This window comes from Neobacillus niacini (genome assembly GCF_030817595.1).
Taxonomy (GTDB): domain Bacteria; phylum Bacillota; class Bacilli; order Bacillales; family Cytobacillaceae; genus Neobacillus; species Neobacillus niacini_G.
In genome coordinates this window covers 4,796,790-4,809,212 of sequence record NZ_JAUSZN010000001.1, presented here as the reverse complement: position 1 = coordinate 4,809,212, position 12,423 = coordinate 4,796,790, and the positions used below count along the sequence as shown (strand labels likewise).

General features: G+C 38.4%; 13 protein-coding genes. 5 read left to right on the top strand and 8 right to left on the bottom strand.

The features are described from left to right. Positions 1 to 86 precede the first annotated feature (86 nt). Both QFZ31_RS22820 and QFZ31_RS22815 read left to right on the top strand, forming a co-directional pair. Entirely contained in the window at positions 87 to 566 is a 480-nt protein-coding gene (locus QFZ31_RS22820; protein ID WP_307307273.1) for a GyrI-like domain-containing protein, read from the top strand. Between the two features lie 22 nt (positions 567 to 588). Further along, the gene (locus QFZ31_RS22815) at positions 589 to 1,056 is read left to right on the top strand and encodes a phage tail protein (RefSeq protein WP_307307271.1); all 468 of its coding nucleotides are present in this window, start codon (positions 589 to 591) and stop codon (positions 1,054 to 1,056) included. Positions 1,057 to 1,413: 357 nt separating this feature from the next. Here the strand turns inward: QFZ31_RS22815 and QFZ31_RS22810 are convergent, their stop codons facing one another. Then, positions 1,414 to 2,127, bottom strand: a complete 714-nt coding sequence (locus tag QFZ31_RS22810) for a GntR family transcriptional regulator (RefSeq protein ID WP_307307268.1) — start codon at positions 2,125 to 2,127, stop codon at positions 1,414 to 1,416. Between the two features lie 101 nt (positions 2,128 to 2,228). Next, positions 2,229 to 3,428, bottom strand: coding sequence for an enolase C-terminal domain-like protein (locus tag QFZ31_RS22805; RefSeq protein ID WP_307307266.1), 1,200 nt, complete (start codon positions 3,426 to 3,428; stop codon positions 2,229 to 2,231). A 317-nt stretch (positions 3,429 to 3,745) separates the two neighbouring features. Here QFZ31_RS22805 and QFZ31_RS22800 point away from each other — a divergent pair, with 317 nt between their 5' ends. Both QFZ31_RS22800 and QFZ31_RS22795 read left to right on the top strand, forming a co-directional pair. Continuing rightward, positions 3,746 to 5,134: a PTS transporter subunit EIIC gene (locus QFZ31_RS22800; RefSeq protein WP_307307263.1), complete on the top strand. Its 1,389-nt coding sequence runs from the start codon at positions 3,746 to 3,748 to the stop codon at positions 5,132 to 5,134. Positions 5,135 to 5,390: 256 nt separating this feature from the next. Further along, positions 5,391 to 6,251: a Cof-type HAD-IIB family hydrolase gene (locus QFZ31_RS22795; protein WP_307307261.1), complete on the top strand. Its 861-nt coding sequence runs from the start codon at positions 5,391 to 5,393 to the stop codon at positions 6,249 to 6,251. 153 nt (positions 6,252 to 6,404) lie between these two features. Here the strand turns inward: QFZ31_RS22795 and QFZ31_RS22790 are convergent, their stop codons facing one another. After that, positions 6,405 to 7,241 carry an aldo/keto reductase gene (locus QFZ31_RS22790; protein WP_307311744.1) on the bottom strand — a complete coding sequence of 279 codons (837 nt, stop codon included), beginning with the start codon at positions 7,239 to 7,241 and terminating at the stop codon, positions 6,405 to 6,407. Between the two features lie 99 nt (positions 7,242 to 7,340). Then, complete coding sequence (locus QFZ31_RS22785) at positions 7,341 to 7,988, bottom strand: bifunctional 4-hydroxy-2-oxoglutarate aldolase/2-dehydro-3-deoxy-phosphogluconate aldolase (protein ID WP_307307256.1); 648 nt, start codon at positions 7,986 to 7,988, stop codon at positions 7,341 to 7,343. A 161-nt stretch (positions 7,989 to 8,149) separates the two neighbouring features. Between QFZ31_RS22785 and QFZ31_RS22780 the strand changes: the two genes are divergently transcribed. Beyond that, complete coding sequence (locus tag QFZ31_RS22780) at positions 8,150 to 8,914, top strand: IclR family transcriptional regulator (protein ID WP_307307253.1); 765 nt, start codon at positions 8,150 to 8,152, stop codon at positions 8,912 to 8,914. 110 nt (positions 8,915 to 9,024) lie between these two features. On the opposite strand, the gene QFZ31_RS22775 is transcribed toward QFZ31_RS22780, so the two are convergent. The 4 genes from QFZ31_RS22775 to kduD form a co-directional block, all read right to left on the bottom strand. Next, on the bottom strand, positions 9,025 to 9,975 hold the full coding sequence (locus QFZ31_RS22775; protein WP_307307251.1) for a sugar kinase: 951 nt from the start codon (positions 9,973 to 9,975) through the stop codon (positions 9,025 to 9,027). A gap of 53 nt (positions 9,976 to 10,028) precedes the next feature. After that, positions 10,029 to 11,018, bottom strand: a complete 990-nt coding sequence (kdgT, locus tag QFZ31_RS22770; RefSeq protein ID WP_307307248.1) for a 2-keto-3-deoxygluconate transporter — start codon at positions 11,016 to 11,018, stop codon at positions 10,029 to 10,031. A 109-nt stretch (positions 11,019 to 11,127) separates the two neighbouring features. Continuing rightward, positions 11,128 to 11,577 carry a YhcH/YjgK/YiaL family protein gene (locus QFZ31_RS22765; protein WP_307307245.1) on the bottom strand — a complete coding sequence of 150 codons (450 nt, stop codon included), beginning with the start codon at positions 11,575 to 11,577 and terminating at the stop codon, positions 11,128 to 11,130. Between the two features lie 33 nt (positions 11,578 to 11,610). Then, entirely contained in the window at positions 11,611 to 12,387 is a 777-nt protein-coding gene (gene kduD / locus QFZ31_RS22760) for a 2-dehydro-3-deoxy-D-gluconate 5-dehydrogenase KduD (protein WP_307307243.1), read from the bottom strand. Positions 12,388 to 12,423: the final 36 nt, after the last annotated feature.

Here is a 12,423-nt window from a genome sequence, read left to right as displayed (position 1 = left end):
TTTTGATACGATTAAAGGCTATTATAAACTCATCGAGTGAAAAGACAAATCATTTGATTAAAATTAAAAAAAGGAAGGTTTTGAATATGACAAATTATACTTTAGAAGAAAAAGATAGCTTTACCGTTTTAGGTTTTGGAACCGAGCTTAAAAGTGATTACACAGATTATGCTGGCATTATGAAGGAAAAGTCAGACTTTTGGCATGCCGTCAAACAAGATGGAACGCTTGACACTTTAAAAGCTGTAGCCACTAATGACTACATTTTTGTCGTGAACGAAGCGGTGAATAACAAGATGATGCATTATGCTGGCGTCATGACAGAGAAATCACTACCAGAAGCAACAAGAATGATCCAATTTCCTAAAGGTGAATACATCGTTGTAAAAGGGGAAGCGGGAAGTTCTGAAGAGTTAAGTAATATGCTAACTGGCATTGCCTTCGGTCAAGTCCTGCCAGAAGTAAAGGATGTCGCCTATGTTGGCGGGCCAAATGCATCGGTTGAGATGGGGCAGCGAAATGGCTTAGTTTTTGGTGAAATGTGGATTCCGGTTGTTAGGAAATAGTAAGATATAAGGAGAGTTGAAAATGTCCTATATCGTTGATTTTAAAAATGTTTCGACGGTTGGTTTAGAGTCTTCACCTGTAGCAGATGCACTTGCTGGTTTACGCGCGAATGAAGCTCGTTACTTTATGAACAAATATAAGCATAAATTTACGGTTGTACCAGCTAGCGAAAGCCAGGAGACCCTTGATTATGTGAACCAAATTTTGAAAAAAGAACGTGATATTGAGTTTGCGGCTAAACCTTTAGAAACGTCGCGTTTTCAAGTGGAAAATATCAATTGGGCTTTCGTTTTTTATGAAGATGGTCTTGCAGTCAACGTCCTGTATACACTTGATGGCCCTAAGCCGAAACGGGCCGTTGGTTTTAAGCTTTCTGAGGGGATGGAAGTACCAAAGGAGTTAGAAGGGAAGTTTAAGTTTGCCAGGCAGAAGTCTAAACTAGCTGGAACCATTCGGGGCTCGTTTTTTGTTATTAAAGGAGAATACTAAAGTAAACAAAAGGAAATATGGAGGATTTCAGCCATCTTTTTGTATACGGTGAATCATTTTTTATATTGGATAGGAAAACATCTTTCTTAAAGAAGGGGTATCTTACACCATGGTGCAAGATACCCCTTCCTTTATATAAAATGACTGTTTTCACTACATCGTCTTCTCAACAATTTTCTTCCTGCAAAAGATAAGCAAACGCAGTATTATCAAGCACGTAATGTAATTCTAATCAAACGATTAATTAACTCGAATTCTACTAATCAAACGTTTGATTAAAAACGCCTTAATACCTCATAAATAAGAACCTTTACCTGTTTTCTTGAAAAAATTTTGTCGATTACAGGCATCGGTTTTTTATTTTTTTCTATATTTATGACTATAAGGGTTAAAAGGTGTAAAGTAAGAAACCGAATAATCCAAATTGATCATTTCGCTATATTCGAACACTCTACCGTTTTGAAGAATTCCTCTATTTATTATTTTCATTGCAGCCACCCCTTTTTTACAGTTAAGAAGTGCCGCATCCTCTTTCGTAACATTTACAGGAGTATAGGTTGTGATGAAGTGAGAGATTTGATAATCACATTGCTGCACATAATCATGCACAGATTTTTTTATTTCTTCTTCATTTAGATCCGGAAAATAAGAATAAGGTAATCTTGTGGTTTCAATTTGCATTTTGTGGTAGTTAACAATCCGAACTCGTTTATATTCCCATAATTTTGCGTGATGTCCGTTTATATCAAAAATCTTTTCTAAGTTTTTATCGGGTACAATCTTTTTTAAATAGATAATTTCAGATTGAATATCTTTGAATTTATTTTCGGTTAATGAATTATAAATTAATGGACTTTTATATCTTGTTTCATTTACGAAAATTCCTGATCCTTGAACAATTTTGATACATCCAATATTAACAAGTTTTTTTAATGCCTCTCGAATGGTATAACGCGATACCTCGTATTGTGTAGCTAGATCCCTTTCTGTAGGCATTTTTTCACCAGTTTTGTATTTATTTTGATAAATCTTGCTTAGGATATCATCAGCAATGAAATCACGTTTGTTCATAATAATTACCTCAAATAAAAGAATTAATTTATTTTATCACATTACAATTAAAATACCCCTAAAGCGTATATGCTCTAGAGGTATTTGATAAAATCTATATCTTAGGGTGTGTGGATAGTGCCATTTGGAATACGTGATTGGGTCCATTCATGTTTACGATAAATAACCGGATATTCTTTGGCCATGTCTTCATTAAAATCCACTCCGATACCCGCTCTTTCTATAGGATAAATATATCCATCCACTACCTCAACAGAGTTAGGGAACATTTTCTTCGTATTTTCATCTGGTTCTTGAATCTCTTGAATGGCTGCATTATGAAGATGAATATTTAAGTGCGTATTGACAGCGACCCCTATTGGAGTCATATCAGATGGACCATGCCAAGCAATACGAACACCAAAATTCTCACAAAGTGCAGCAAGTTTTAGTGCAGGTGTAATTCCTCCGATTTGTGAAACATGGCAACGAATGAAATCGATTTGACGATTGACAATCAGATTTCTCCACTCAGTTGGATTATTAAATAATTCCCCTGTCGCGATAGGTGTCGTACATTGTGCTCGTAATTGAGATAACCACTCATTCTGATCAGGAGGTAAAATATCTTCTAAAAAGAAAAGCTTATAGGGTTCAAGATCTTTGGCCAATTGAAGTGCTTGGTTAGGAAACAGTCTTTCATGAACATCATGAAGAAAATGAATTTCATAACCGTATCTTTCACGTAATGCCTTAAACATCGCCACGACATCTCTCATATAGATGTCTTGGTCGAAGTATTCTCCCTCACTTAAACCTTTTGTTAAGTGCATATTGTGATTTTTGCCGCCATACAAACCTAATTGACATCGAATATGGCGGAATCCCCTCTTGATCAACTTATCCACATTAGCAAAAAGTTCTTCGAGTGTTAATCCATCGGCATGCGTATAAGCTGCGATTGCGTTTTTGGACTTTCCTCCAAATAATTGATAAAGAGGCATATCTGCTAATTTGGCTTTAATATCCCATAAAGCCATATCCACACCAGCGATAGCGTTATTCAACACCGGGCCATTTCTCCAATAAGAATTAACCATCATGACTTGCCATAAGTCTTCAATATTGTTCGCGTCACGATTAAGTAATAGCGGTTTTAAATATTCATCTATAATGGTTTGTACAGCTAAAGGACGTTGCTGGAAAGTTGCACAACCATATCCATAAATACCTTTATTCGTTTCTATTTTAACTACAATAAGATTATGTCTATGCGGATTAGTCACAAATGATTTTATATCTGTTATAATTGTCGGTTCCAACTGTGATTCTTCCTCTCTTTGTAAATTGCACTATGTCAAATCGAAGCAATTTATTATCTAAATTAAAACACAGTAAAAACACCAGCGTCAATTTGGTATGGCAAGTCGTTATATTCAAGCAATTTTCCGTACCAATTTTTAAAAAGCATAGCGGTGAAACCTTGATATGACAAGGTTTTTCTTATTTTTTTGGTTTTTTTAAACCGTTTTCAAAGTGTTTTTTATTATGCTATTATTGGCGTGTCAATTCGAATTGCAATTTAGTATCGATTATTTAGGAAAGTTTATAAATAATGCATATAAGGGGATGAATGAACGTGAAAGAAAAAGATACGGTACTAAAAATCATCGATTATGTCGGTGGTAGAGACAACATTAAAAAAGCTTGGCATTGTATGACCAGGCTGCGTTTTGATTTATATGATCAATCATTAATAGAACACGATAAAGTGAAACAATTGCAGGGAGTTATCGGAGAGCAACTTCAAAGCGATCAATATCAAATCATCGTTGGTACAAATGTACAAAAGTATTATACCGTTTTAACCGATGAACTAGGGATCGACGGAGAGCAAGAAAACGAGCAAGAAAGTGATAAGAAAAAAGGTTTCTTCGGACGATTATTTGATGTTGTGTCAGGTACATTCGGACCAATCGTTCCTGCAATCGCTGGTGCCGGGATGCTTAAAGGGCTTATCGCTGGTCTGATTGCATTAAAGGTATTATCAGCGGACACTGAAACCGTAAAAATCTTAGACTTGGTAGCAAGCAGCGTCTTTTATTTCTTACCATTCTTCCTAGCGGCTTCCGCAGGGAAAATTTTTAAAACCAATCAATATCTTGCCATTGCGATTGCAGCCGGCTTTATGTATCCAACCTTAAATGATGCGGCAAAATTGGGCGAAATTAGTCAATTTCATTTTCTTGGTTTACCGGTACCAGTCATAAATTATGCCGGTAATGTTATTCCTGTCATTTTGTCTGTTTGGGCATTAAGCTATATTCACAAATGGGTAGATAAATATATGCCTAACGTGTTGAGAACTGTATTTACCCCTACATTAACTTTATTTATTGCTATTCCTTTTGCGTTAATCGTTTCTGGACCACTAGGAAGTTATGTAGGAAAAGGAATCGCGGCTATGGTTGAAGGATTGTTTAATATTTCTCCTATCTTAGCGGGAGTTGTGATGGGTGCAACAAGACCAATTGAAATTGTATTCGGTGTGCACCACGCGATCACTCCAATTGCGCTTCAAAACTTCGCCGATAAAGGCTTTGATATGCTAATGCCTATGATGTTTATGACAAACATGGCCATTGCAGGTGCAACCTTTGCGATGTTTTTCAAAGCGAAGAGCAAAACAGAAAAAACGATTGCTCTTTCAGCAAGTGTTTCTGCTCTTCTAGGGATTACAGAACCAGCTTTATTCGGTGTACTAATTAAAAATAAGAAAGCGTTTATCGCATGTACAATTGGTAGTGCAGTAGCTTCCACATTCTTTGCTACAATGGGAGTTAGAATTTATGGTTATATCCTTTCAAGTATTGTGAGTTTAGTCGCTTATGTTGGACCATACTTCCCATATGCATTAATTGGAATTGCCATTGCAATCGGTACTTCGTTCGCCATTACGTATATTCTTGTAAAAAAAACAGGAACTAGCGAATCACAAAATGTAAGTGCTTTAAAGAAAATCAGCTAAATTAATGAAGCAACTATTTAAGACTTTCAACCAATAGATGTTATCCAACTGCAATCATATTCGTTCATCAAAACAAATAAACAAGTCGATTATATGCTATAGTAATGCTTGACTGCTTTTAAGTGGTCAAGCATTACTTCTTTACCGAGAACCACAAAAAACAATATGCTACTGTATATCTCGGGTACGTTACATAGTGAATCAAGACCATTCCAAGTAGTGGTCATGAAGGACTTTTCAATGAGGAGTGACAGATATGAAACTAATTGCGATTGATTTGGACGGTACCCTACTGTCCGAACATACATACATTACTGAGGAAAATGTGCAGGCTATACGAACGGCACAAAGCCAGGGACATATTGTGATGATATGCTCTGGACGTGCCCCTGAAGATATTCAAGAAATCCTTAAAAAATATCAGCTCTCTTGCCCCTTGGCAGGAAGCAACGGAACGGTTGTTCAAGCTGAAGGAAAATTATTAGGTAGCGTTTCTATGAGTCGGGATAATATCATGCAAATCGCAAAAAAATTAGATGACGTGAGAGCTCCTTATCGTATCTATACCAATCAGGGAATCTTTGTACCTGAAGACTGGTCGGAGCGCGTGAACACTGACCTCCAAGGGGATACCATAAAAGTCGATGGCCTCTCAGATGAACTCTTTAAAAGGATTACCGAACAACCACAGCAGTCTGACCTAATTAAGTATTTTCGAGATTATCATGAATTGTTCGGCCGAGAAGACATGAAAGTTCAAAAATTCTTTATCCTTACTTTAAATCAACAGAAAAAGTCAGAGCTAACTACGTACCTTAGCAATATTTCCGGAGCTGCCGCCACTTCTTCAGGTCCAATGAACATCGAAGTGATGGATCAGGATGGAAATAAAGGAAATGCCCTAAAAATGGTCGCAGACTATTATCGTATTTCTATGGATGATACCGTGGCAATGGGAGACAGCTTCAATGACATCCCTATGCTCAAAGTAGCTGGACTCTCAATCGCCATGGGGAATGCAGACCCAGCAGTGAAACAACTTTGCAAAGCAGTAACACTTTCCAATTCTGAAAATGGGGTCTCCTATGCTTTGGAACAGTTTATTCTGAATCAATAAGACAACAGGGACGGCTCTCACGGTAACACTACAGGTAAATCTGGGAAAAATACCGACAGAACCGTCCCTATTGTTTCCCCCATGGCCAATCAATTCTAGTACATAAAAAAAGAAGCACGAGAACCGCTACAACGGTCCCCGTGCTTCTTTTCATTAAAAGCCAACGCTCATTGTATCCGGATGTGATCCAGCACGACTGTCTTCATTTAGCCCATCAATTTTTTCCATATCTTCTGCGGATAATTCAAAATCAAAGACATTTGCGTTATCAATAATTCGTTGTTCTTTAACAGACTTTGGAATCGTAACAACACCATGTTGAAGATCCCAGCGCAAGATAACTTGTGCGACGGATTTATTGTACTTTTGAGCGATATCTTCAAGAACAGGATGATTTAGAAGCTGACCTTGTTTCAATGGCGACCATGCTTCAAGTTGAATCCCTTCGGCTTTACAATAGGATAGAAGCTCTTTTTGAGTTAAATGTGGATGGAACTCTACCTGGTTGACCATTGGTTTAATTTCAGCAGAAGCGATTAAATCCTCTAAATGGTGAACTTGGAAATTGCAGACACCAATGGCACGCACACGCCCTTGTTTATACAGCTCTTCGAAAGCTTTCCATGTTTCTTTGTATTTATCTTTACCAGGCCAGTGAATTAAATAAAGATCCAAGTAATCAAGCCCAAGTTTATCGAGACTTGTTTCGAAGGCTTGTAAGGTTGATTCATAACCTTGATCGGCATTCCAAACCTTTGTAGTAATAAACAATTCTTCACGGGGAACACCAGATTCTTTAATGGCTTGTCCAACACCTTCTTCATTCTTATAAAAAGAGGCGGTGTCGATACTAATGTATCCATTCCTTATTGCAGCTTTTACAGACTCGATAACCTCTTCCCCGTCGGTTACTTTAAAAACGCCTAATCCCATCCATGGCATTTTCACTCCATTATGTAAGGTAACAGTGTCTTTTAAACTCGTTGGCATCATATTAGTTCCTCCTCGTTACATACTCCTAAATTTAATCCACGAGAACGTCCCCGTTGACCACCAAAAGTGGACTACGAGAACCGTCCCCATTTTTCTTTAAGCCTCTCTAGCAGCCTGCACCTTAGCAATATACTGCTTTGCATATTCGGTAATTTTGTTGTATTCTCCTGTTTTGGCTGGTGCTATTAGGTTGCCGCCTACTCCTACGGCGACGCATCCGTTTTTGATCCATTGTTCTACGTTATTTAAATCTACTCCGCCAGTTGGCATGATGTTTACTTGTGGAAGTGGTGCTTTGACGGCCTTTACGAAATCAGGACCAAATGCATTTCCAGGGAACAATTTAACGATATCCACTCCAGCTTCTAGTGCACGTTTAATCTCAGTGAGGGTCATGCAGCCTGGCATATAAGGCACTTGATAGAGGTTACATAGCTTTGCTGTTTCAGCATCAAATGCAGGACTAACAACGAATTCCGCCCCTGCTAGAATCGCAATTCTCGCGGTTGTAGCATCAAGAACTGTTCCTGCCCCAATCACAACATCACTATTATCCTTATAAAAGGAAGCTAATTCTTTAATAACTTCATCGGCTCCCTGCACAGTAAAGGTAACCTCAATTCCTTTAATACCGCCTTCTACACAGGCTTCAGAAATCTTAACAGCCTCTTCTTTTGAATCTGCCCTTACAACAGCGACAACTCCACATTCTGTCAGTTTCGATAAATTCGTTAATTTTTTCATCATGTCCACCCCTTCTTTTCCTCAAAAAATTTACATTAATAAATTATCAATTTTACAAATAGCCTATAATTAACGTATCATATAGTAGAATGATGTTCCATAATAAAGAACATAGTAAAAGAATATCATTTAATTATCCCCAATAAAAGAGGTAGATTGTCATGTCTAATGTCCAATCAATTGAACGTGCCCTAACCATATTAAACAAGCTTTCTGAGTACCCAGATGGCATTCAAATTGCACGTCTGACAGAGCAGGTTGGTCTAACAAAAAGTACAATTCATCGTCTGTTAGCTACGTTAGTAAGTATGAATTATGTTGTAAAAGATGAAGAAACAGACAAATATAAACTCGGATTACAGGTCCTCTTTCTTTCAAGGAATCTATTAAATAACTCAAGTATTGTGACGATAGCAAAACCTTATCTCGAGAAACTATCACAAGAAGTCAACGAAACCGTTCACTTATGCATAGAAGATCACGGAGAAGTGATTTATATTGATAAAATTGAAAGCAATCAGACCATCCGAATGTATTCCCGCATTGGAAGCAGAGCTCCCATGTATTGTACAGGTGTTGGAAAAGTATTACTTTCAGGCGCTACTCCAGAGCATGTTGATCAAGTGATTTCAAAAACGGAGTTTATTCCAAAGACCCCGTACACGATCACCTCAAAAGAAGCCTTTTTAAAAGAAATTGAACTGGTTAAGCAACAAGGTTATGCATTAGATAATTCCGAAAATGAAGAGGTTTTAAGGTGTATTGCTGCACCAATCTATGATCATAAAGGAAAAATCATTGCAAGCTTTAGTATTTCAGGCCCAAGTAATCGTGTGACAATGGAATTGATCAACCATACCTTAATTGAAAAAATGAAACAGTATAGTCTAGCAATCTCAAGGAACCTAGGATACTCTGGTTCTTAATGATAAGTGGTATTCTCATTCCTTCGAGAATACCTTTTTTTATGATTGAACACTAAAAGCAAAAGCAAAGGAAACATAAAAATGGTTTCCTCTACTTTTGCAATCGAAAACTAAAGCTCTACTTTTGAGCCTTTCATATAACCTTCTAAACTCTCTCGATCAGGTAATCCGTCATTATCTCCAGGTGACATAACAGCAAGAGCCCCAATTGCGGCACCACGTTTAACAGCCTCCTGGATAGGTAGACCTTCCAGTATAGCGCTGACCACACCAACCGCGAAGCCATCACCTGCTCCTACTGTGTCGACTACCTTCTCTACAGGGAAACCCTCCGTATAAAATTGTTCTCCTTCAGAGCTGGTAAAAGCACCTTTTGCCCCAAGCTTGATGACAACGGTTTTTACTCCTGCAGCATGATAGTGAGCCGCAATCTCATGAACATCTTCGCTACCTGTTAACAGCTTCCCTTCTTCAATACCAGGAAGAACAATGTCGGCATGACAAGCTAGGTCATTAATAACTCGGGCCATTTCTTGTTTATCAGACCAGAGACCTGGACGCAGGTTAGGATCATACGAAATTTGCACACCTCTTGTGCGTGCCTCTTTCATCAATTCATAGACCATCTCCCGACACCCAGAGGACAATGCTGGTGGGATACCTGTTAAATGAATATGGTCGAAGCCATCCCAGTTTAGGTTTTTGATGGTGTCAAGGTCCATATGTGACGCCGCAGAATTCTTGCGCGCGGAGAACACTTCCGGGTCACCGCTTGACACCTTTTGTTTCCACTGCATTCCCGTTAAATAACTAGGATCATAGGTTACATAACTAGTATCAATTTCGTTGCTTTGAAGAAACTTTTCGATGTTTCTCCCGAATGGATCGCTTCCCAATTTGGTAATATACGTAACCTGATGTCCTAAACGAGACATCCCGATAGAGAAGTTGACCTCAGCACCTGCAACATAACGATCAAAACGATTAACATTTTCCAATGGACCCTCTTGCTCTGCAACAAAAAGTGCCATCGGTTCCCCTACAGTAATAATTCGACTCATGTGATTTCCTCCCTGAATTTAAAGAGAGACATAGATATGTCTCCCCTAGTTTGTTAAGCCGTAAGCTTTTTCCCCTTTGTACCTAACTCACCATTTTTCTGTTTCATATATTTAGAATAATAGGCTGTCAATATCGGTACTACTATCGAAGTAACGATGACTGCTGTTGCCACCATCGCAGTAGCTGATTGTGCTGCAGTTAGAAATTCCGGTTTCATTTCGGCAATAAGCATTGGGTTGGCTACCGCAGCCCCGGCTGTACTAGAAGCAGCAAGTCCTGCTGTACCATTACCTTTTCCGATAAATTTATCAGCTAGCATCAATGGAACACCTGTAATGATGATGACGAGAACGCCTAGTAAAATACCACTTAGGCCAGTTTTTCCAATTACCGCTAAGTCAATTGTGTTACCTAAAGCAAAACCAAAGAATGGAATCATTGTTTCAGTTGCTCTGCTGAAGAATTCACGTAAATCTTTATCAAGGTTACCAAGAGTGAAACCAATTAGGAACGGTAATACTGCACCAACGAATGCTTGTGGTTCAAAAACTGCTACACCTGTACTACCTAAAATCAACATCGTTACTAACGGACCTGATTCAAGCGACATTAATACGAATGCACCTGCATCTTCTTTTGAACCATATTGTTGCATAATAGAAGCATAAAGACCACCATTTGTCATATCCATTGCAGCTACTAGCGCTAGAACTGAGAACCCAGCAAATATACCTGTTTGTATTCCATCAACTGGCAGGAATTGCATGACAATAACAGCAACGATCCATGCAACCGCTATCTTTGTCACGACAAGTGTTCCTGATTTAAGTAAAACCTTACCTGATGCTTTAATATTGATACTTGCACCCATACAGAAGAACCAAACTGCTAAAATTGGAACCGTACCTGATATCAATCCATTCGTAAATCCTCCAAAATACTCTCCTGCTCCAGGAGTAAACGTATGGACAAGTGCTCCTAAAATTAATGGGACTAACATTAATCCACCTGGGATTTTTTTAATTGTCTTTAGAATATTCATGTTGAATACCTACCTCTCAAGTCTACATAAGGATATTTAATTTACTGGAATACAACAATGTTTTGCTTAAAACCGTTTTCATTTTATCTATTATTCTGTATGTTGTCGCTTACAATTTCACTTTAAGAACTACTTTTCTTACCCTTTGTTTCTCGCCAGCGATAATTCCCGCCATATGAGAATCCTCTGGGAGACAGATCATAACGTCTCCCGGATTCATTGTAATAATCGAATGGACATCCCCTTCAAAAAAGGTGGCATCCTTCTCTTCATTGTAGTCTTCTTTTACCTGCTGACGTTCGATATGATCGACTGCTATGTTCTCATTACCTTCTAGAATGTAATGAAAGTCTAGATAAACTTGGTGAGCTTCCCAAAAGCAAGCTTCTGCTTCTTTCGTTTCATATTCGTTCAAAAAGAAGAACAAATCCTCAACCATTTCATGACGTCCAGCAGGATAGGCTGAAAAGTCATGTTCTTTTAATAGAAGTAAAGTAGATTGTATTTTTTCAGAGAGAATCTGGCTTTCTACTAAATCATTTAATTTACCTTTTAGCAACGTTATCAGCCCTTCCGATGTCTGCACCCTGTGTTAGCGGACTAACCAACCGCCGTCAACTGCAAGAACATGTCCGTTCATATAGTCAGATGCTTGACTAGCTAGGAATACAACGACTCCCATGTAGTCTGCCGGAGTAGCCCAACGGCCAGCTGGAATACGAGAAAGAATATCTGCACTACGCTCTTCATCTGCGCGAATTGGAGCTGTATTCGCTGTTGCCACATAGCCTGGTGCAATCGCATTGATTTGAACATTGTATTGTGCTAACTCATTTGCAAACGACTTGGTAATACCCGCAACGGCATGTTTACTTGCTGTGTACGGCGGAACAAATTTACCACCTTGGAATGAAAGCATGGAACAAATATTAATGATTTTTCCGCTTCTTTGCTCGACCATTACTTTAGCAACCGCTTGGCTTAAAAGATAGACAGAGTTCAGGTTAATTTCCATAACAGCATCCCAATCTTCTTCTTTGTATTCAAGTAACGGATTACGTCTGATGGTCCCAGCGTTATTTACAAGAACATCAATTCTTCCATATTCACTTAGGCAAGTATCAACAACTTGCTGTAAAGTTTCTCTAGCTGTTAAATCGGCTTGATGGAAATATACTTTTCTTCCTGTTTCTTCGATCAGCTCTCTTGTTTCATCCCAGTTCGTGTCGTAAGAGACAACAAATAGATCGGCACCTGCTTTCGCTAATGCAACAGCATACCCTTGGCCAAGACCAGTATTTCCTCCTGTCACGATTGCAACCTTACCTGTTAAATTAAAAAAGTCTAATGAAAAATGTCGTAAACTCATTATCTAGCACCTCTATTTTTCTATTTTAGTAGTCTG

Excerpts from the sequence above, each read along its gene's own strand:
- QFZ31_RS22785 (WP_307307256.1), bottom strand. The coding sequence starts at position 7,988 with ATGAAAAAATTAACGAATTTATCGAAACTGACAGAATGTGGAGTTGTC.
- QFZ31_RS22810 (WP_307307268.1), bottom strand. The coding sequence starts at position 2,127 with ATGAACAAACGTGATTTCATTGCTGATGATATCCTAAGCAAGATTTAT.
- QFZ31_RS22775 (WP_307307251.1), bottom strand. The coding sequence starts at position 9,975 with ATGAGTCGAATTATTACTGTAGGGGAACCGATGGCACTTTTTGTTGCA.
- QFZ31_RS22820 (WP_307307273.1), top strand. The coding sequence starts at position 87 with ATGACAAATTATACTTTAGAAGAAAAAGATAGCTTTACCGTTTTAGGT.
- QFZ31_RS22790 (WP_307311744.1), bottom strand. The coding sequence starts at position 7,241 with ATGCCAACGAGTTTAAAAGACACTGTTACCTTACATAATGGAGTGAAA.
- QFZ31_RS22780 (WP_307307253.1), top strand. The coding sequence starts at position 8,150 with ATGTCTAATGTCCAATCAATTGAACGTGCCCTAACCATATTAAACAAG.
- kduD (WP_307307243.1), bottom strand. The coding sequence starts at position 12,387 with ATGAGTTTACGACATTTTTCATTAGACTTTTTTAATTTAACAGGTAAG.
- QFZ31_RS22795 (WP_307307261.1), top strand. The coding sequence starts at position 5,391 with ATGAAACTAATTGCGATTGATTTGGACGGTACCCTACTGTCCGAACAT.
- kdgT (WP_307307248.1), bottom strand. The coding sequence starts at position 11,018 with ATGAATATTCTAAAGACAATTAAAAAAATCCCAGGTGGATTAATGTTA.
- QFZ31_RS22815 (WP_307307271.1), top strand. The coding sequence starts at position 589 with ATGTCCTATATCGTTGATTTTAAAAATGTTTCGACGGTTGGTTTAGAG.